The organism is Streptomyces sp. NPDC048352, from assembly GCF_040651895.1.
Classification (GTDB): Bacteria; Actinomycetota; Actinomycetes; order Streptomycetales; family Streptomycetaceae; genus Streptomyces.
This window is the reverse complement of record NZ_JBEZKZ010000026.1, coordinates 1-19414: the sequence shown is the minus strand read 5'-3', so window position 1 is coordinate 19414 and position 19414 is coordinate 1. Positions and strand designations below refer to the sequence as shown.

Annotated in this window: 16 protein-coding genes; 10 read left to right on the top strand and 6 right to left on the bottom strand. The window is 74.0% G+C overall.

Features of this window, described 5'->3' with window-relative positions:
• Positions 1 to 7 precede the first annotated feature (7 nt).
• The 3 genes from AB0D45_RS16080 to AB0D45_RS16070 are packed head-to-tail and all read right to left on the bottom strand — an operon-like array spanning position 8 to position 2842.
• A complete protein-coding gene (locus tag AB0D45_RS16080; RefSeq protein WP_362459126.1) occupies positions 8 to 1303 on the bottom strand; it encodes a coenzyme F420-0:L-glutamate ligase in 1296 nt (431 codons plus the stop codon).
• Positions 1300 to 2259: a 2-phospho-L-lactate transferase gene (gene cofD / locus AB0D45_RS16075; protein ID WP_362459123.1), complete on the bottom strand. Its 960-nt coding sequence runs from the start codon at positions 2257 to 2259 to the stop codon at positions 1300 to 1302. The genes AB0D45_RS16080 and cofD overlap by 4 nt, the downstream gene beginning before the upstream one ends.
• 13 nt (positions 2260 to 2272) lie before the next feature.
• Positions 2273 to 2842: a cysteine dioxygenase family protein gene (locus tag AB0D45_RS16070; protein ID WP_362459121.1), complete on the bottom strand. Its 570-nt coding sequence runs from the start codon at positions 2840 to 2842 to the stop codon at positions 2273 to 2275.
• Positions 2843 to 3482: 640 nt separating this feature from the next.
• Here AB0D45_RS16070 and AB0D45_RS16065 point away from each other — a divergent pair.
• The 3 genes from AB0D45_RS16065 (at position 3483) to AB0D45_RS16055 (ending at position 9072) form a co-directional block, all read left to right on the top strand.
• Positions 3483 to 3746, top strand: a complete 264-nt coding sequence (locus AB0D45_RS16065) for a WhiB family transcriptional regulator (RefSeq protein WP_003983763.1) — start codon at positions 3483 to 3485, stop codon at positions 3744 to 3746.
• 281 nt (positions 3747 to 4027) lie between these two features.
• Entirely contained in the window at positions 4028 to 7597 is a 3570-nt protein-coding gene (locus tag AB0D45_RS16060) for a glycosyltransferase (RefSeq protein WP_362459118.1), read from the top strand.
• The gene (locus AB0D45_RS16055; protein WP_362459115.1) at positions 7594 to 9072 is read left to right on the top strand and encodes a DUF5719 family protein; all 1479 of its coding nucleotides are present in this window, start codon (positions 7594 to 7596) and stop codon (positions 9070 to 9072) included. The genes AB0D45_RS16060 and AB0D45_RS16055 overlap by 4 nt, the downstream gene beginning before the upstream one ends.
• Before the next feature lie 29 nt (positions 9073 to 9101).
• Here AB0D45_RS16055 and AB0D45_RS16050 read toward each other — a convergent pair whose 3' ends face one another.
• Positions 9102 to 9485, bottom strand: coding sequence for a metallopeptidase family protein (locus AB0D45_RS16050; protein WP_361598200.1), 384 nt, complete (start codon positions 9483 to 9485; stop codon positions 9102 to 9104).
• A gap of 315 nt (positions 9486 to 9800) precedes the next feature.
• On the opposite strand from AB0D45_RS16050, the gene AB0D45_RS16045 reads away from it, so the two are divergent.
• The 6 genes from AB0D45_RS16045 (at position 9801) to AB0D45_RS16020 (ending at position 15504) form a co-directional block, all read left to right on the top strand.
• Positions 9801 to 10175: a DUF3499 domain-containing protein gene (locus AB0D45_RS16045; RefSeq protein ID WP_361598197.1), complete on the top strand. Its 375-nt coding sequence runs from the start codon at positions 9801 to 9803 to the stop codon at positions 10173 to 10175.
• 78 nt (positions 10176 to 10253) lie between these two features.
• Positions 10254 to 11624, top strand: a complete 1371-nt coding sequence (locus tag AB0D45_RS16040; protein ID WP_362459112.1) for a phosphomannomutase/phosphoglucomutase — start codon at positions 10254 to 10256, stop codon at positions 11622 to 11624.
• 276 nt (positions 11625 to 11900) lie between these two features.
• Positions 11901 to 12086 carry a Trm112 family protein gene (locus tag AB0D45_RS16035; RefSeq protein WP_351829954.1) on the top strand — a complete coding sequence of 62 codons (186 nt, stop codon included), beginning with the start codon at positions 11901 to 11903 and terminating at the stop codon, positions 12084 to 12086.
• Positions 12087 to 12144: 58 nt separating this feature from the next.
• The gene (locus tag AB0D45_RS16030) at positions 12145 to 13278 is read left to right on the top strand and encodes an SIS domain-containing protein (protein ID WP_362459109.1); all 1134 of its coding nucleotides are present in this window, start codon (positions 12145 to 12147) and stop codon (positions 13276 to 13278) included.
• 49 nt (positions 13279 to 13327) lie between these two features.
• Positions 13328 to 14485: a mannose-6-phosphate isomerase, class I gene (manA, locus tag AB0D45_RS16025; RefSeq protein ID WP_362459106.1), complete on the top strand. Its 1158-nt coding sequence runs from the start codon at positions 13328 to 13330 to the stop codon at positions 14483 to 14485.
• Between the two features lie 74 nt (positions 14486 to 14559).
• Entirely contained in the window at positions 14560 to 15504 is a 945-nt protein-coding gene (locus AB0D45_RS16020; protein ID WP_362459103.1) for a cation diffusion facilitator family transporter, read from the top strand.
• A gap of 77 nt (positions 15505 to 15581) precedes the next feature.
• Here the strand turns inward: AB0D45_RS16020 and lepB are convergent, their stop codons facing one another.
• A complete protein-coding gene (lepB, locus tag AB0D45_RS16015) occupies positions 15582 to 16322 on the bottom strand; it encodes a signal peptidase I (protein WP_362459100.1) in 741 nt (246 codons plus the stop codon).
• A gap of 177 nt (positions 16323 to 16499) precedes the next feature.
• Positions 16500 to 18491, bottom strand: coding sequence for a fructose-specific PTS transporter subunit EIIC (locus AB0D45_RS16010; RefSeq protein ID WP_362459098.1), 1992 nt, complete (start codon positions 18489 to 18491; stop codon positions 16500 to 16502).
• 342 nt (positions 18492 to 18833) lie between these two features.
• Here AB0D45_RS16010 and AB0D45_RS16005 point away from each other — a divergent pair.
• A partial coding sequence (locus AB0D45_RS16005; protein ID WP_362459096.1) for an adenosylhomocysteinase occupies positions 18834 to 19414 on the top strand: 581 nt, incomplete at its 3' end.

Genomic DNA, 19414 nt, shown 5'->3' with positions numbered 1-19414 from the left:
GCCGGGGTCAGCGGACCTCGATGAAGTCCTCCGCCGGCCGGGCCGCCCGTTCGGCGGCGGACGCCGCCGGGTGGCCCACCGCGACCGCCCCCATCGGGTCCCAGTCGTCCGGCAGCGCGAGCACCTTGCGCACGACGTCCCGGCAGAACATCGTCGAGGACACCCACGCCGACCCGAGCCGTTCCCCGGCCAGTGCGACCAGGAGGTTCTGCACGCCGGCACCCATGGCGACGACGAACATCTCCCGCTCGGCCGCGTCCCGCCGGGCGTGGCCGTAGTCGTGGGCCCCGTCGGTGACCAGGCAGGGCACGACCAGGTACGGCGCGTTGCGCAGCACGTCCCCGCGCCTGATCCGCCGGGCGACGGACTCCTCGGACTTGCCGTCGCGCCGCAGGTCGGCGATCCACGCGTCCCGCATCGCGTCGAGCAGTTCCCGCCGTGCGGCGGCCGACTCCAGCAGGACGAACCGCCAGGGCGTCGTGTGGTGCGGGGCGGGGGCGGTCACCGCGGCCGCCACGGCGCGGCGTACCGCGCCCGGGTCGACGGGCTCGTCGGTGAAGGCGCGTACGGTGCGGCGCTGCGTGACGGCTTCCCGTACGGCTTCGGAGGTGCCCAGGCGGAACATGTCGTCGGCGGGGGAGCGGACGAGGTCGGCCGCCGAGGAGCCTTCGCCGAGTACGTGGGGCAGGCCCCGTACGAGGGCCACCGGCAGCCCGGCGGCCTTGCCCTTGACGAGGTCGCCGGCCGCGGCCAGCTCGTCGGCGGTCGCCACTATCGTCGCGCTCAGCGGGTTGCCGTGAGTGTCCGTGCCGCCGCGCAGGTCGTCCAGGACGCGTACTCCGGCCGAGCCGATGGCGATGTCGGTGAGCCCGGTGCGCCAGGGCCGGCCGGAGGTGTCGGTGACGATGACGCCGACGTCGGCCGAGAGCGCGGCCCGCAGCCCGGACCGGAGGGCGGCCGCCGAGGCGTCGGGGTCCTCGGGCAGCAGCAGTACGGTGCCGGGTTCGGTGTTGGAGGCGTCGACGCCGGCCGCGGCCATGACCAGGCCCTGCCGGTTCTCGACGATCCGCAGCGGCCCCCGGCGGGCGACGACGCGTACGGTCTCGGCGTCGATGGCCTCCTCGCGGGAGTCGGCCCGTACGATCCGCCCCTCGGCCTTCGAGACGATCTTCGAGGTGACCAGCAGGACGTCCCCGTCGCGCAGGCCGGGCTCGGCGTCCGCGATGAGGCGGGCCAGGTCGTCGCCGGGCCGCACCTCCGGGATGCCGGGGACGGCCCGCACCTCGTAGGAGGGGACGTTCACCCGGCGGCCTCCGCGAGTTCCAGGGCCGCGCGGGCCATGGCGGCGGTCGCGGGGGTGTCGGTCATCATCAGCGGCACGGCCCGGCAGGGGATGCCGGCGGCTTCAACCTCGGTGACGGCCGCGGCGTCGGAGGTGTCCACGAGCCAGCCGTCGAGGAGGCCGGAGCCGTAGTGGGCGGCGACGGCGGCGGCCGTCGATTCGACGCCGACCGCCGCGAGCACCTTGTCGGCCATGCCGCGCACGGGCGCTCCGCCGACGATGGGGGAGAGGCCGACGACGGGCGCCGGGGCGGCGGCCAGCGCCTCGCGGATGCCGGGCACCGCGAGGATGGTGCCGATGGAGACGACGGGGTTGGACGGCGGGAAGAGGATGACGTCGGCGGCGGCGATGGCCTCGAGCACGCCGGGTGCGGGCTTGGCCTGCTCGGCGCCGACGGGTACGACGGCTTCGGCGTCGAGGGACGCGCGCAGCTTGACCCAGTACTCCTGGAAGTGGACGACCCGGCGTTCGCCGGTCGCGGGGTCGGTGACGGCGACGTGGGTCTCGACGCGGTCGTCGGACATGGGCAGCAGCCGGACGCCGGGCTGCCAGCGGTCGCAGAGGGCTTCGGTGACGGCGCTGAGCGGGTAGCCCGCGCCGATCATCTGCGTACGGACGATGTGGGTGGCGAAGTCGCGGTCGCCGAGGCCGAACCAGGAGGGTCCGACCCCGTACGCCGCGAGTTCTTCCTTGACGGTGAAGGACTCGTCGGTGCGGCCCCAGCCCTGGTCCTCGTTGATGCCACCGCCGAGGGTGTACATCACGGTGTCCAGGTCGGGGCACACCTTCAGCCCGAACAGGTGGATGTCGTCACCGGTGTTGCCGATGACCGTGATGTCCGCGTCGGGGACCGCCGACTTCAGTCCGCGGAGGAAACGGGCGCCGCCGATGCCGCCGGCCAGAACAACAATGCGCATGCACCGCAGTCTGTCAGGCCGGTACGCGCTCCCCGCGGGCCGGGGAGCAGCTGTGCATCGGCATTTCGGTGAGGCCGGGGAAGTAGACGTGCAGGCTGACCGCTCCGTCGAGGGTGTCGTTGACGACCTCGTGGGCGTGGCCGGGGGCGAAGACGCGCTGGGAGCCGGCGCGGTGGCTGAGCCGTCCGCCGTGGGCCGTGTGTTCGACGAGTTCGCCTTCGAGGACGGTGAGGATGCCGGAGGAGCCGCCGTGGTCGTGCAGGCCGCTGCCCTGGCCGGGGACCCAGCTGAGCAGCCAGACCTCGTAGCCGGGGCCGGTGCGCAGGCGGTGGTACCAGCGGGTGGTGGCGTCGTAGCGGACGAGGTGTTCCCAGCCGGCGCGGTCCTCGGCGATGGACCGGGCGAGGCCGGCGAACTCGGCGACGGTGACGGGGTGTTCGCGGGCGGGCTGGAGGAGGTGCTGGACGGCGAGGATGTCGCCGGCGATCTGGAGGTCGCTCTCGACGGCGGAGGCCGGGGCGGCCGGGGCGGGAGCGGCCGGGGAGGAGGTGGCGGGGACGGCGGTGGCGCGGGCGCTGTTCATCGGGGAGTCCTCGACGGATGTCAGTCGTGCGGGGCGGTTGCTGGGGGGAGGGCCGGTGCTCAGGGGAGCCGGGGCTCCGAGGGCATCAACAGCTGCAACAGCAACAGCGAACCTGGGCAGCACGCAGGAACCCACGAATGGGGGTCCGGGTGGCGGCTGCGGGCGCTGACATGAGGACAAGGAGACCGGGAGGGGGGCCGGACTGTCAACTCAATGTCCGGTTTGCGAGACAAGTTTCACCTCATCCGGTTACCCCGTCCGGAGAAAGGTTTGTGCATCGACCTTCAGGGCATGTGCCGCTGCGAGCCATGCGGGATTCCACCCTCAAACCCGTTGGCGCCACTCGTGATCGGAATGTGATCTCCGCTGCATCTTCGGCCGAATCGCAACCCCTCCACCGGGTGACGCGTCGACCACGGACGAAGGCGGCGACCACGGAGAGTGTGTGGCTTGTGTCACGATTTTTGGCGATATGAACACTTTCTGTATAGGCTTGGTTCCGCAGAGTGAATAAGGGCCCCAATAGCAGATCTCGGCTTGACTGCACAGGAGCCACACACTTGTAATTTCACTCGTGTCGTTACTCGGTGATCAGTAACGGCAACATCACGGGGACGCACAGACAGAGCGAGGGGCGCACATGACCGAGCTGTTTCAGGAACTGCTGGTCGAAGAGGCGGACGAGGAGCTCGGTTGGCAGGAGCGCGCACTGTGCGCGCAGACCGACCCCGAATCCTTCTTTCCCGAGAAGGGCGGCTCCACCCGCGAAGCCAAGAAGGTCTGCCTCGCCTGCGAGGTCCGCTCCGAGTGCCTCGAGTACGCCCTCGCCAACGACGAGCGATTCGGCATCTGGGGCGGTCTGTCCGAGCGCGAGCGGCGCAGGCTGAAAAAGGCGGCGGTCTGATCGGGCGGCCCCGCCCGGCGGTCTGAAACGCCGGTCGGAAACGGTCGCAGAGCAGCAAGAACAGCAACGGACACCACAACAGACCGAGCAAACGGTCCGCCTCCCGCACCTTCCCCGCAGGAGGCGGACCGTCGCGTTCCAGGCCTTCCCCCGACGCGGCGGATCCGCCCCTTCCCAGCCGTTAGTGTGGGGCGCTGTCCAGCAGCCTCCGAGGGCACACCACCCCCGGATCCTCCCCCGGACCTCCGGGGGGACCCCCAGGCCGGAGGGCTAGTACCGCGATGTCCCTGCACAGCAACTCGACGGCGTCCCACCAGGCGGCCGGCACCCCCGAGTTCCCCCGGCACGTCGTCACCGCGGTCCTCGTCGCCCACGACGGAGCCCGCTGGCTGCCCGAGACCCTCGCCGGCCTGCTCGCCCAGGAACGCCCCGCGCAGAACCACGTCGCCGCCGACACCGGCAGCGCCGACGACTCCGCCCGGCTGCTCGCCGAGGCCTTCGGCGACGACCGCGTCCTGCACCTCGCCCGCCGCACCGGCTTCGGCGCCGCCGTCGGCGAAGCCGCCCGCAGCGCAGGGACCCTCACCCCCGATGAACTCCCGTACCTCAAGCGCCCCAGCGGCTGGGACCCCGTCAGCCGCACCTGGCGCGACGACACCTACGACCTCCCCGAACTGCCCCACGGCGAACCCGTCCAGTGGCTGTGGCTGCTCCACGACGACAGCGCCCCCGAACCCGACGCCCTCGCCGAACTGCTGCGCGTCGCCGACGAGAACCCCGACGCCGCGGTCGTCGGCCCCAAACTGCGCGGCTGGTACGACCGCAAGCAGCTCCTCGAAGCCGGCGTCACCATCGCCCGCAGCGGCCGCCGCTGGACCGGCCTCGACCGCCGCGAACAGGACCAGGGCCAGCACGACCAGGTCCGCCCCGTCCTCTCCGTCTCCACCGCCGGCATGCTCGTGCGCCGCGACGTCCACGACGCCCTCGGCGGCTTCGACCGCCGCCTGCCCCTGATGCGCGACGACGTCGACTTCTGCTGGCGCGCCCACAGCGCGGGCCACACCGTCCTCGTCGCCCCCGACGCCGTCCTGCGCCACGCCGAAGCCGCCGCCCGCGAACGCCGCACCGTCGACTGCGCAGGCCGCTCCGCCGTCAGCCCCCACCGCGTCGACAAGGCCGGCGCCGTCCACACCATGCTGGCCAACACCCCCGGCCGCGCCCTGCCCTACGTCCTGCTGCGCCTGGTCCTCGGCACCCTGCTGCGCACCCTCGGCTACCTCGTCGGCAAGGCCCCCGGCCAGGCCGTGGACGAGATCACCGGCCTGCTCGCCACCCTCCTGCGCCCCGGACGCCTGCGCGCCGCCCGCAAGGCCCGCCGCCGCCCCGCCGTCCCCGCCGCCGAACTGCGCCCCCTCTTCCCGCCGCCCGGCGCAACCCTGCGCGCGAGCGCCGAACAGCTCGCCGCGTACCTCGGCTCCGGCCACGACAGCGACCCCGCCCCCGCCGGCCGGCACGGCGGAGCCCTCGAATCCGGACCGGGCGGCGACGACGCCGACTACCTGGACCCCGGCCGGCCCGGCCGGCTCCGGCGGATCGCCCGCAACCCCGCACCCGTCCTCTTCGCCGGCCTGCTCCTGGTCTCCCTCGTCGCCTGCCGCGCCCTCATCGGCGGCGGCAGCCTGATGGGCGGCGCCCTCCTCCCGGCCCCCGACGGCGGCCTCGCCCTCTGGCACGCCTACACCGTCGACTGGCAGCCCGTCGGCACCGGCACCACCGCCGGCGCGCCCCCCTACCTCGCCGTGCTGGCCGGCCTGTCCGCCCTCTTCCTCGGCTCCACCCAGGCCGCCCTGACGCTGCTGCTCGTCTGCTCGGTCCCGCTCGCCGGGCTCACCGCCTACTTCGCCTCCCGCCCGCTCGTCACCTCCCGGCTGCTGCGCGCCTGGGCCGCCGTCGCGTACGCCTTCCTCCCCGCCGTCACCGGAGCGCTCGCCGGCGGCCGGCTCGGCACCGCCGTCCTCGCCGTGCTGCTGCCGCTCCTCGCCCGCTCCGCCGTCACCGCCTGCGGATTCACCGACGCCGAAGCGGGCGGCGGCCGGCGCGCGGTGTGGACGTACATCCTCCTGCTGACCCTGGCCACCGCCTTCACCCCCGTCGTGTGGCCCCTCGCTGCCGTCCTCGGCACCGCCGCGCTCCTCGCGCGCCGCGCGCGCTGGAAGACGTACGCCCCCCGCCTGCTCGCCGCCCTCGCCGTACCGCTGACCGTCCTCGCGCCCTGGTCGCTCGGCCTGCTCACCCACCCCGGCCGCTTCCTGCGCGAGGCCGGACTGCCCTACGGCACCGGCTCCGCCACCCCCCTCGGCCTCCTCGGCGCGAACCCCGGCGGGCCCGGCACCGCCGCCACCGCCTTCCTCGCCGGCACCCTGCTCGCCGCCCTGGCCGCCCTGCTGCGCGCCGACCGGCGGTTCGCCGTCCGCGCCGCCTGGGCCGCCGCCCTCGCCGGGCTGCTCCTCGCCGTGCTGCTCAACCGCACCGGCTGGGCCGGCCCCGGCTGCCTCCTGTACGGGCTCGCGCTGCTCGCCGCCGCCGTGCTCGGCGCGGACGGCGCCAAGGAACGCGTCGCCGCCCGCAGCTTCGGCTGGCGCCAGCCGCTGGCCGCCCTGACCGCCCTCGCCGCCGCCGTCGGCCCCCTGCTCCTCGCCGCCTCCTGGGCGGCGGCCGGGGCCGACGGACCGCTTCGGCGGCGCGATCCGGTCCAGGTCCCCGCCATCGTCGCGGAGGACTCCAACGACTCCAACCGCACCCGCACCCTGGTCCTCGGCGGCGATTCGCCCGCCACCGTCTCCTACGCCCTGGTGCGGGACTCCGGCGCCCGCCTCGGCGACGGCGAACTCCTCGCCGCGGCCGGCCCCGAACCCCGCCTCGCCCAAGCCGTCGCCGGCCTCGTCTCCGGCTCCGGCGCCAACCAGTCCGAACAGCTCAGCGCCTTCGCCGTGCGGTACGTGATGATCCCGCCCGGCGGCTCCGCCCCCATGCGCCGGATCCTCGACGCCACGCCCGGCCTCAAGCAGCGTCACCAGAACGACGGCACCGCCCTGTGGGAGGTGGAGCGGCTGCCCTCCCGCGTGGTGATCGTCCCCGGCCGGCAGGGCCAGGCGCCGATCACCGTCGACGCCGGACCCGTGGAGGTCCACGCCGCCGTTCCCGCCGGGCCGCAGGGCCGGACGCTGCGCCTCGCCGACCGGGCCGACCCGGGCTGGCGGGCCACCCTCGACGGCAAGGCCCTCGCGCCGGAGACGGTCGACGGCTGGGCGCAGGGGTTCGCGCTGCCCGCCGGGGCCGGCCGCCTCGACGTCGTCCACCAGGACGCGCTGCCCCGCGACGCCTGGCACTGGGCGCAGGGCTTCCTCGCCCTGGTGCTGCTGGTGATGGCCCTGCCGGGCCGCCGTGCCCGCCTCGACGACGACCTCCCCGAGGAGACCGCCCCCGAAGCCCCCCTCGGGGAGCGCCCCGGCGAGCCGGGCCGGGGCCGCCGTGCCCGCCGGCCGGCCGCGCCCGCCGCGCCGGAGCCCGAGACCGCCGCCGCCGAGGCGGTCGTGGACCCGTACGCGCAGATCCCGGCGCAGCAGGTGTACGGGGAGGAGTCGTACGCCTACCAGGAGCCCCACCCGTACGGACAGCAGCAGCACCAGGAGCCGCCGTACGACGCGTACGGCCCGTACGCCGCCCCCTACCACCCCGGGGAGCAGCCCCCCTTCCCCCAGCAACAGCAGCCCCACCCGTACGAGTACGACCAGCAGTACGACACCTACGGACAGCACGCCCCGCGTCCGGACGGGAGCCACCAGCAGTGAAGCAGCGCGCCCCCCTGACGCTCGCGGCCGTGACGGCGGCGCTGGCGGCCGTCACCGGCCTGGCCTTCCTCACCGCCCCCGCCGCCACCCCGGCCGGCGGCGCCGGCCGGGCGGACGCCGCCCGCAGGCCGGTGGAGCGGTCCGTGCTGGTGTGCCCGGAGCCCAGCTCGTCGGACATCGCCGAGACCACGTACACCTCCCTCACCCCCGGCAAGGGCGGCGGCGCGGGCACGGCCCGCCTCGCCACCAGGGAGGGCAAGGCGGTCCTGGAGCCCAGGGAACCCGGCAAGCCCGTCTCCGCCACCGCCTCCGGCGCGGAGGCGCCGGGGCTGACGGGCGCCGCCGAGGGCGCGCTGGCCCCCGGCTGGACCGCCCAGCAGACCACCAAGGTCGCGGTCGGCCACACCCGGGGCCTGCTCGGGCTCTCCTGCACGGTGCCCGGCACCGACTTCTGGTTCCCCGGCGTCAGCACCGCCAAGGGCCGCCAGGACTACATCCACCTCACCAACCCGGACGACACCGTCGCCGAGGTGGACATCAAGCTCTACGGCCCCGACGGGCTGGTCAAGGACAAGCCGGGGGCCGTCGCCGCCGTGTTCCGGGTCGACGCCCGGTCCACCGCCAAGGTGTCGCTGTCCACCCTGTTCCCCGACAGCCGGCTCACGGACGTCACCGCGCACGTCACCACGGGCTCGGGCCGGGTCGGCGCCTCCGCCCAGGCCGCCGAGGACGGCGTCGGCACCGACTGGCTGCCGGCCTCCGCCGGCCCGGCGGACACCCTGGTGCTGCCCGGCATCCCGGCCGACGCCACCTCCGTACGGCTGGTCGCCTTCGCGCCCGGCGAGGACGACGCCGACCTCACCGTGCGGCTGTCCGGCCCGGGCGGGCGCCTCACCCCGGCCGGCAAGGAGCGCCTCCACGTGAAGGCCGGCATGACCGCCGGCCTGGACCTGGGCGACGTCACCCGTGGCGAGGCCGGCTCCCTGCTGCTGGCCCCGGCCGACCCGGGGAAGGCCGTACCCGTGGTCGCGGCCCTGCGCGTGGTCCGCGGCACCGCCCCCAAGCAGGAACTGGGCTTCGTCCCGGCGAGCGCCCCTGTCGGCGAGCGGGCCACCGTCGCCGACAACCGGGCCGACGACAAGGCCACCGCCCTCACCCTCACCGCCTCGGGCGCCGACGCCACGGTCCGCGTCACCGCCTCCGCCGGCACCGAGGGCGGTCAGCCGGCCGTCCAGGAGATCACCGTCAAGGCGGGCACCACCCGCGCGGTGGTACCGGCGCCGGCCCCCTCGGGCGGCAAGGGCCCGTACGCCCTGACGATCGAGACCCTCTCCGGCGGCCCCGTCCACGCGGCCCGCACGCTGACCCTGCCGCACGACGGGATCCCGATGTTCACCGTCCAGGCCTTCACCGACGACCGCTCCACGGTCTCGGTGCCCCGGGCCGTCGAGGACCCCTCGATCCTGCTCCGCTGAAGCCGCCCGGCGGGCGCCCCGGTACCCGGTCAGTCCTGCCCGTACCGGGGGTCCACCGTCTCCGGTGACAGCCCGAGCAGGTCCGCGACCTGCTCCACGACGATCTCGTGCACCAGCAGCGCCCGCTCGTCCCGCGTCTTCGCCCGGATCTCCACCGGCCGCCGGAACACCACGATCCGCGCCGGCTTCCCGTCCCGGGCCTCCACCAGGCCGCCCAGCGGGACCGCCTCGTCGTTCCATCCGGCGTCCGGACCGCCCGGCGGCCCCGGCACGTCCGCGATCACGAACTCCACCTCGGCCAGCTGCGGCCAGCGCCGCTCCAGCCGCTCCACGGAATCCCGTACGAGGTCCCCGAACAGCTCGGCCCGGCTCGCGGCCAGCGGCACCTGCGGCGGGGCCAGCGGCCCGCGCATCCCCCGGCCGTGCCGGTCGCGCCGCCGCGGCCGCGGCTCGGAAGGGGCCGCGGCGGGAGCCGCGGGGCGGGGGGGAAGCGCACTGTCCGTCACCCCCGCAGCGTAGCCCGGGACCCGTGGCAGGACCCGATACGGTCACGACCCGGTGTCGCCGCGGTGACACCGCCCGAACGATCCGGCCAAGATCGGGCCGCATTACGGACTCGATGCCCCTCTTCGTCACCCGCCGCACCACACGGGCGGAGTACGACACGGGGGAGCGGCCGGGGGGAGAGTCGTCGCGGCCCGGTCAAGAGTGCGGTACCGTCCAACGTCGTGAGCCTTGTACGTCGCTGTTCGCGCACCGCGTGCGGCCGCCCTGCCGTCGCCACACTGACGTACGTCTACGCCGACTCGACCGCAGTTCTCGGCCCGCTCGCCACCTACGCCGAACCCCACTGCTATGACCTGTGCGCCGAGCACTCCGAGCGCCTGACCGCCCCGCGCGGCTGGGAGGTCGTGCGCCTGTCGGACGGTTCCGGCCCGTCGCGCCCCAGCGGCGACGACCTCGAAGCCCTGGCCAACGCGGTCCGCGAGGCGGCCCGTCCGCCCGAGCGCGCCGCCGAGGCCGGCGGGGGCGGGCCGGGGGCCCCGGTGGCCGGCGAGACCCGCCGTGGACACCTGCGGGTCCTGCGTTCGCCCGATTCCTGACACGCGGATCGTCTGAAAAGCCGCTCTCCGTACAGGGTAGGTTTGCTTCACCGCACAGGACCTTCAGGAGGGCAGGCAGTGGCCGCAGATCTTTCGAACATCGTCAAGGCGTACGACGTACGGGGCGTCGTACCGGACGAGTGGGACGAGCCCCTGGCAGAACTGTTCGGTGCTGCGTTCGTCGAGGTCACCGGCGCCACGGCGATCGTGGTCGGTCACGACATGCGGCCCTCCTCGCCCGGCCTGTCGGCCGCCTTCGCCCGGGGCGCGGCCGCCCGCGGCGTCGACGTCACCCTCATCGGCCTGTGCTCCACCGACCAGCTGTACTACGCCTCCGGCAAGCTGGACCTGCCCGGCGCCATGTTCACGGCGTCGCACAACCCGGCCCAGTACAACGGCATCAAGCTGTGCCGCGCCGGCGCCGCCCCGGTCGGCCAGGACACCGGCCTCGCCACGATCCGCGAGCTCGCCGAGAAGTGGACCGACGAGGGCGCCCCGGAGATCCCCGCCGGCACCGTCCCGGGCACCATCACCGAGCAGGACACCCTCACCGGCTACGCCGAGCACCTCAAGGGCCTGGTCGACCTCACCGCGATCCGCCCGCTGAAGGTCGTCGTCGACGCGGGCAACGGCATGGGCGGCCACACCGTCCCGACCGTCTTCGAGGGCCTCCCGCTGGACCTCGTCCCCATGTACTTCGAGCTGGACGGCACCTTCCCGAACCACGAGGCCAACCCGCTCGACCCGAAGAACATCGTCGACCTCCAGGCGCGCGTCCTCGCCGAGGGCGCCGACCTCGGCCTCGCCTTCGACGGCGACGCCGACCGCTGCTTCGTCGTCGACGAGCGCGGCGAGGGCGTCTCCCCGTCCGCCATCACCGCCCTGGTCGCGGCCCGCGAGCTGGCCCGCCACGGCGGCAGCGGCACGATCATCCACAACCTGATCACCTCGTGGTCGGTGCCCGAGGTCGTCCGCGAGAACGGCGGCACCCCCGTCCGCACCCGCGTGGGCCACTCCTTCATCAAGGCCGAGATGGCCGCCTCCGGCGCCATCTTCGGCGGCGAGCACTCCGCGCACTACTACTTCAAGGACTTCTGGAACGCGGACACCGGCATGCTCGCCGCGCTCCACGTCCTCGCCGCCCTCGGCGGGCAGCAGGGCACCCTGTCCGAGCTGGTCGCCGAGTACGACCGCTACGTGGGCTCCGGCGAGATCAACTCGACCGTCGCCGACCAGGCCGCCCGCACCGCCGAGGTCAAGGCCGCGTACGCCGGCCAGGACGGCGTCACCTTCGACGAGCTGGACGGCCTCACGGTCTCCGCCGCCGACTGGTGGTTCAACCTGCGCCCCTCCAACACCGAGCCGCTCCTGCGCCTCAACGTGGAGGCCCGCGACGAGGCCACCCTGGCCAAGATCCGCGACGAGGTCCTCGCCCTCGTCCGCGCGTAACGCCCGGCCGGCGGTCACGGGGTTCCGGGGCCCGCCCCGGGGCCCCGGCCCCGCCGCCTCGCAATCCAGCCCCGCCGGCGTGTGAGGCGCGGGGGTCCGGGGGCAGAGCCCCCGCAACCGACCCGCACCCGGACCGGGGGAACCCCGCCCGGCAGGGCGGCCCAGGCCGACGGGCGGCGCCCGCCCCCCTTCGAGCCGCACCGCAGGTGACTCGGCGGTACGCTGACCTCGCCCAATCCGCGACCCGCGATCCGCATCCCCGAAGGGAACCGCCCCATGCCGCTCGAAGCCGGCCTGCTGGAGATCCTCGCCTGCCCCGCCTGCCACGCTCCCCTCCAGGACAACTCGGCGGACGAGACCGCACCCGAGCTGATCTGCACCGGCCAGGACTGCGGCCTCGCCTACCCGGTTCGCGACGGCATCCCGGTGCTCCTCGTGGACGAGGCCCGCCGCCCGGCCTGACCCGGCCCCGCTCCGCCGCTCGACCAGCCTGGATCCGTCAACACCGCCGGAGGCCCCCATGCTCGACGAGTCACTCCTCGACGCGCCGGACGATCTCGCCCGCGCCGACCGCCGCGGCCTGCTCCGCGGCGCCGCCGAGGCCGGGGCCAGAGTCCGCACCGCGGCCCGGCACGCCACCGAGGCCGGCCTCGCGGACCTGCGCCCCGACGGGCGCCCCCGCGCCGTGCTCATCGCCGGCCCCGGCACCGCCGCCACCGGCGTCGCCGACCTGCTGGGCGCCCTCGCCGGAGCCGCCGCCCCGGTCACCCGCCTGCACCCCACCGGCGTCGCGCACGCCTCCGGGGCGCTGCGCTGGGCGCTGCCCGGCTGGGTGGGCCCGGTGGACCTGCTGCTCCTCGCCACCACCGACGGCACCGAGCCCGGCCTCGCGGTCCTCGCCGAGCAGGCCTACCGGCGCGGCTGCACCGTGGTCGCCGTGGCCCCCGAACGCTCACCGCTGAGCGAGGCCGTGGACGGCGCGCACGGGGTCCTCGTACCGATGGCCAAGGCCCCGTACCAGGACTACGACGAGTCCGCCGCGGCCGGCCCCGGCGCCCTCTGGGCGCTGCTGACCCCGCTGCTGGTCCTCCTCGACAAGCTCGGCCTGGTCAGCGCGGCCCCCGACGCCCTCCAGCGCGCCGCCGACCGGCTCGACCGCACCGCCGAGCGCTGCGGTCCGGCCATCGTCACGTACTCCAACCCCGCCAAGACCCTCGCCGCCGAGCTGGCCGACTCGCTGCCCCTCATCTGGAGCGAGGGCGACACGGCGGCCCCCGCCGGCCGCCGCTTCGCCGCCACCCTCGCCGAGCTGGCCGGACGCCCCGCGCTCGCCGCCAGCCTCCCCGAGGCGCTGCCCGCCCACGGGGTGCTGCTCGCCGGCTCCTTCGCCGCGGGAGCCGACCCCGACGACTTCTTCCGGGACCGCGTCGAGGATCCCCAGGCCCTGCGCGCCCGCATCGTCCTGCTGCGCGACCGGCCCGCCGGCGGCCTCACCGCCGCCCCGGCCGCGCGCGAGCTCGCCCTCAGCCACGACACGGCCGTCAGCGAGCTCGAACCGGAGGAGGGCGGCGAGCTGGAACAGCTCGCCGAACTCCTCGCCGTCACCGACTTCGCCACCGCCTACCTCGCGCTGGCAGCCCGGGGACAAAGCTGAGGCACACACCCGTGCCCGCACCACATCCAGATCCAGGAAGACGACGACGATGGACCGCCTGACCAACACGATCCGCCCCTACGCGTGGGGATCCACCACCGCGATCCCGGCCCTCCTCGGAGTCGAGCCGACCGGTGAGCCCCAGGCCGAGATGTGGATGGGCGCCCACCCCGGAGCCCCCTCGCGCCTCGACCGCGGAGCCGGCGAGACCACCTTGGCCGCCGTCATCGCCGCCGACCCCGAGGGCGAGCTCGGTTCCGCCACCGTCGCCAAGTTCGGCCCCCGCCTGCCGTTCCTCCTCAAGCTCCTCGCCGCCGGCGCCCCCCTGTCGCTCCAGGTCCACCCCGATCTGGCCCAGGCCAGGGCCGGCTTCGAGGACGAGGAGCGCCGCGGCGTCCCCATCGACGCGGGCCACCGCAACTACAAGGACGCCAACCACAAGCCCGAACTGATCTGCGCGCTCACCCCCTTCGACGGCCTGTGCGGATTCCGCCCGCCGCTGGAGGCCGCGGCCCTCCTCGACGGGCTCGGCGTCGACTCCCTCAAGCCGTACGTCGACCTGCTGCACGCCCACCCCGAAGAAGCGGCCCTGCGCGAGGTCCTCACCGCCGTCCTCACCGCCGACCGCGCCGAGATGGCCCACACGGTCGCCGAGGCCGCTGCCGCCGCCGAACGCCTCGGAGGCCCGTACGCGCCCTACGCGGGGCTCGTCCACGACTACCCGGGCGACCCGGGCGTGATCGCGGCCATGCTCCTCAACCACGTCCGGCTCCAGCCCGGCGAGGCCATGTTCCTCGGCGCCGGCATCCCGCACGCCTACCTCGACGGCCTCGGCGTCGAGCTCATGGCCAACTCCGACAACGTGCTGCGCTGCGGACTGACGCCCAAGCACGTGGACGTCCCCGAGCTGCTCAAGGTCGTCGTCTTCGAGCCGAGTGCCCCCGGCGTCCTGCGCCCCGAGGGCGACGGCGAGGAGGTCTACGAGACCCTGATCGACGAGTTCCGGCTCTCCCGCCACGTCCTGGCCCCCGGCGGCGCCCCCCGCGCCCTCCCCGACGGCGCCCCGCAGATCCTGCTGTGCACCGCCGGCACCCCCCGGGTCGGCGAACTCGCCCTGGCCCCCGGCGAGTCGGTCTTCGTCCCGGCAGGCGAAAAGACCGAACTGTCCGGTACGGGTACCGTCTTCCGCGCCACCGTCGTCATCTGATTCAACGTCGGCCGCACGGGCAGCTGCAACAATGTGCGGCCGTAGTCAGTGGCTAGGAAGGGAATCCAGCACCCATGAGCGCGTCGGGCGGTACCAGGGCGATCGTGGCGGCACTTGCCGCGAACCTCGCCATCGCTGTAGCCAAGTTCGTGGCGTTCCTCTTCAGCGGCTCCTCGTCGATGCTCGCGGAAAGCGTCCACTCGGTGGCCGACTCCGGAAACCAGGGCCTGCTGCTCCTCGGCGGGAAGAAGGCCCAGCGCGAGGCGACCCCCCAACACCCCTTCGGGTACGGGCGCGAACGCTACATCTACGCCTTCCTCGTCTCCATCGTGCTCTTCACCGTCGGCGGCATGTTCGCCATCTACGAGGGCTACGAGAAGATCCACGACCCGCACGAGATCGAGGCCTGGTACTGGCCCGTCGGCGTCCTCGTCTTCGCGATCGCCGCGGAGGGCTTCTCCTTCCGCACCGCCATCAAGGAGTCCAACGAGACCCGCGGCAGCCAGAGCTGGCGCCAGTTCATCAAGAGCGCCAAGGCGCCCGAACTGCCCGTGGTCCTGCTGGAGGACCTCGGCGCGCTCGTCGGCCTCGTCCTCGCCCTCGCCGGCGTCGGCCTCGCCCTGCTCACCGGCAACGGGGTCTGGGACGGCATCGGCACCCTGTGCATCGGTGTCCTGCTGATCGTCATCGCCATCGTGCTCGCCCTGGAGACGAAGTCCCTGCTGCTCGGTGAGGCCGCCGGCACCGCCGAGGTCGAGAAGATCAAGGCCGCGCTCGTCGACGGGGACACCGTCACCGGCGTGATCCACATGCGCACCCTGCACCTCGGCCCCGAGGAACTCCTCGTCGCCGCCAAGATCGCCGTGCAGCACGACGACACCGCGTCCGAGGTGGCCAACGCCATCAACGCCGCCGAGGCCCGCATCCGCGCCGCCGTCCCGATCGCCCGCGTGATCTACCTGGAGCCGGACATCTACCGCCCCGAGGCCGTCGGCCTCGGCAAGGCCGAAGGCCACTGACCGGCCCCGGACGCACGCGAAGGCCCCCGCAGCTCACCGGCTGCGGGGGCCTTCGTACGCCCTGCGTCCGTCCGCCGTCACGACGGCACGTCCGCGCGCTCCCCGGCCGCGGCCGCCTCGGCGGGGGCGGCCGGCTTCAGGGCCTCCGGGGCCCTCGCGGGAGCCGGGACCGCCGCCCGCGGCGCCCGCCCGCGCGCCCGCCGGGAGGCGAACCCGAACGCCGCGCCCACGGCCAGCACCAGGACACCGGCCAGCTGCCCCCACACGGCCAGCTTCGCCATCGGGTACGTCACGACCTTGGAGGCGACCTTGCTCGCCGGGACCGGTCCGTTGTTCGCGTACTGCGAGCCGTCGGAGTTCATCCGGTTGTCGGCCATCAGGAAGACGTAGCCCTTGGGCACCGTCACGTCGAACCCCACCGCCGACGGGTTCTTCCACTGCTCCAGGTACGGCTCGTCCAGCGGCAGGCCGTTCAGCACCAGGCGGTACTGGCCGGTGATCTTGCTGCTCGGCTTGTAGCGGATGCGGTCCCCGCCCACGGCGATGACCCGGTTCATCTGCGTCTTGTGCAGGGACCACGGAACGGAGGCGAGGACGACGTCGCCACGCCGCAGCGCGCCCTTGGCGACCGGCTCCAGGTAGATGCTCTCTCCGTCGGTGTAGGTCGGCGCCATGTGCCAGCCGACCGCCTTGCCCTGCGTGTAGCGCGACGGCGGGGCCACGGCCTTCGCCACCGTCACCCCGACGAGGATGACCGCTCCGAGCACCAGCAGGACGATCGCCGCGATGCCGCGTCCGCGTCCTGGCCTGTGTTCCATTTCGTCCCTTCCGCTGTACCTGCCCTGCATCGTAGGTCGACGCGGAAGCCGCCGACGCCGCCGGGGCCCTGGTGTGCCAAGTCCGTACATACCGATTCGGACACTGCGCGGGCCCAGGGGGTGTCCGCACCGTCCCGCCCGCCCTGCGGGCGGCCGGCGCCACTGTGCGGACACCCCCTAGCGGATCTCGCCGAGCACCTCCAGGACGGCCGGCCCGTCGGGGGCCGACTGGAGCCGGGTGCGGAAGCCGCCGTCCATCAGCTTGCGCGACAGCAGCGCCAGGATCCGCAGGTGCTCGTCACCGGCGGAGGCCTCCGGCACCGCGATCATGAAGACCAGCCGGGCCTTCGTGCCGTCCAGCGCGCCCCACTCGATGCCCCCGCCGGACCGGGCGAACCCGACGGTGGGCCGGGTCACCGCGTCCGTCTTGGCGTGCGGGATCGCGATCGACTCGCCGAGCCCCGTCGTGCCCTGCGCCTCCCGGGCGAGGGCCACCCGTACGAGCTCCTCGACGTCCCGGACGTGCCCGGCGGCGGCCAGCAGCCCGGCCATCTCCCGGATCGCCTCCTCCTTGGTGCCCGAGGCCAGCTCCGTCTTGACGGTCCGGGCGGTCAGGTACCCGGAGAGCACCTCCGGCTCCTCGTCCGCGGCGGCGGCGGGTCCGGCCGCGGCGGGCACGGGCGCGCGCACCCCGGCCCCCACCGGTGCGGCGGCGCGGCCCCGGCGCGCCGTGATCCCGATCAGGGCGTTGGTCGTCAGCGCGGTCACCACCGTCCCGACGCCGATCGCGACGAAGAACATCGCCACCCCGCCGACGGCGCCGAAGACCGAGACGACCGGACCACCGTGCGGCACCGAGTCCTCGACCCCGGACAGCCCGGCGACCGCACCGGCCACCGCACCACCGAGCATGTTCGCGGGGATGACCTGCGCCGGCCGCGCCGCGGCGAACGGGATGGCGCCCTCGGAGATCCCGAAGAAGCCCATGAACAGGGCCGCCACGCCCGTCTCCCGCTCCTGCCCGGTGTAGAGCCCGCGGCGCAGGAGCGTGGCGAGGCCCTGGCCGAGCGGCATGACCGGGATCGCGGCGGCGGCCATGCCCATGACGGCGTCGTTGGTGCCGATGAGGCCCACGGCCACGAGGAAGGCCGTCTTGTTGACGGGGCCGCCCATGTCGAAGGCGATCATCAGACCGATCAGGGCGCCGAGCACGATCACACTGGAGCCGGTCATCCCGTTCAGCCAGTCGGTCAGGTGCGTGAAGACCCAGGAGATGGGCTGCCCGATGACGTAGATGTAGAACAACCCGAGCGTGAGCGTCGACACGATCGGGATCACGATGATCGGCATGATCGGCCGGACGAACCGGGGGACCCTCACCTTCTTGATCCAGACGACGAGGTAGCCGGCGAGGAAACCGGTCGCGATCGCGCCCAGGAAGCCCGCGTTCGCGTCCGCGCCGTAGAGGTTCACGGCATCGGCGGCGAGGAAGCCGCCGATCATGCCGGGCACCAGCGCGGGACGGTCTCCCAGCGCGTACGCGATGTAGCCGGAGAAGATCGGCAGCATCAGCTTGAAGCCGAGACCGCCCAGCGCGTTGACGTGGAACCAGAACGAGTCCTTGTCGAACTCGATCCCCTGGGGCGTGGTGTGGCCGCCGAGCGCGATCGACACGGCGAGCAGCAGCCCGCCCACGACCACGAACGGGATCATGTGGGAGACGCCGTTCATGAGCGCCTTGTACGCGGCACTGCGCTCGCGGCCGCCCCCGCCCACCCCGCCCGTACGGCCGGAGGCCTCCGCGCCCGCCTGCACCGGCGCGCTCCGTACGCGCTCGATCAGCTCCTTCGGCTTGTGGATGCCGTCGGCGACTGAGGTGGCCAGGACCCGCTTGCCGGCGAAGCGCCCGCGGTCGACCTCCGTGTCGGCGGCGATGATGATCCCGTCCGCCTCTCTGACATCGTTGTCAGAGAGGACGTTCTCCGCCCCGATGGAGCCCTGGGTCTCCACCTTCAGGCCCACGCCGAGCTCGGCCGCGGCCTGCTGGAGCTTCTCGGCGGCCATGTAGGTGTGCGCGATCCCCGTGGGGCACGCGGTGACGGCGAGCAGCTTCGGGTGCCCGCGCCCGCTCGCACCGCCGTCACCGGGAGGGCCGGCTGGACTGGTCACTTGAATCTCCTTCACGCCGCAGGGTCCGCGAGACCGCGGGTACGATCCGGTCCACCGGCATCGTCCACCACGCGAGGGCGGATCAGAAGTCCGAAAGGCCCCGAACGCTCCGCCGGGCGGCCGTCACGGCGAAGCCGACTTCTTCCCGTCCCCACTGGGGTCCGCCGCGCCGATCGGTGTAGATTCGTCATCAGTGTCAGGCGTCGCTGCTGATGGCGGTCGGGCGGTCCTCGTGACCGGCCGAGGGGAGAGAGGGCCCCGCGGCGGACTGTGCTCAGTGCACCGGCATGCCCGTGCACGGCTCAGCCGTACCCACCTCTCGACCCATGAGGAGCAGCACCCATGGACTTCAAGGTCGCCGACCTTTCCCTTGCCGCCTTCGGCCGCAAGGAGATCACCCTGGCCGAGCACGAGATGCCGGGTCTGATGTCGATCCGCAAGGAGTACGCGCAGACGCAGCCGCTGGCCGGTGCGCGGATCACCGGTTCGCTGCACATGACCGTGCAGACGGCCGTCCTGATCGAGACGCTCGTCGCCCTGGGCGCCGACGTCCGCTGGGCCTCCTGCAACATCTTCTCCACGCAGGACCACGCCGCCGCGGCCATCGCCGTCGGCCCGAACGGCACCCCGGAGGACCCGCAGGGCGTCCCGGTCTTCGCCTGGAAGGGCGAGACGCTGGAGGAGTACTGGTGGTGCACGGAGCAGGCGCTGACCTGGCCGAACACTCCCACCGGCGGCCCGAACATGATCCTCGACGACGGTGGTGACGCCACCCTCCTCGTCCACAAGGGCGTCGAGTTCGAGAAGGCCGGTGCGGCCCCGGACCCCTCGACGGCGGACTCCGAGGAGTACGCCCACATCCTCACGCTCCTCAACCGCACCCTGGCCGAGTCCCCGCAGAAGTGGACGCAGCTCGCGTCCGA

Coding starts and splice junctions, on each gene's coding strand:
- manA (WP_362459106.1), top strand. CDS start 13,328: ATGGACCGCCTGACCAACACGATCCGCCCCTACGCGTGGGGATCCACC.
- AB0D45_RS16065 (WP_003983763.1), top strand. CDS start 3,483: ATGACCGAGCTGTTTCAGGAACTGCTGGTCGAAGAGGCGGACGAGGAG.
- lepB (WP_362459100.1), bottom strand. CDS start 16,322: ATGGAACACAGGCCAGGACGCGGACGCGGCATCGCGGCGATCGTCCTG.
- AB0D45_RS16060 (WP_362459118.1), top strand. CDS start 4,028: ATGTCCCTGCACAGCAACTCGACGGCGTCCCACCAGGCGGCCGGCACC.
- AB0D45_RS16030 (WP_362459109.1), top strand. CDS start 12,145: ATGCTCGACGAGTCACTCCTCGACGCGCCGGACGATCTCGCCCGCGCC.
- AB0D45_RS16050 (WP_361598200.1), bottom strand. CDS start 9,485: ATGCGCGGGCCGCTGGCCCCGCCGCAGGTGCCGCTGGCCGCGAGCCGG.
- AB0D45_RS16070 (WP_362459121.1), bottom strand. CDS start 2,842: ATGAACAGCGCCCGCGCCACCGCCGTCCCCGCCACCTCCTCCCCGGCC.
- AB0D45_RS16020 (WP_362459103.1), top strand. CDS start 14,560: ATGAGCGCGTCGGGCGGTACCAGGGCGATCGTGGCGGCACTTGCCGCG.
- cofD (WP_362459123.1), bottom strand. CDS start 2,259: ATGCGCATTGTTGTTCTGGCCGGCGGCATCGGCGGCGCCCGTTTCCTC.
- AB0D45_RS16035 (WP_351829954.1), top strand. CDS start 11,901: ATGCCGCTCGAAGCCGGCCTGCTGGAGATCCTCGCCTGCCCCGCCTGC.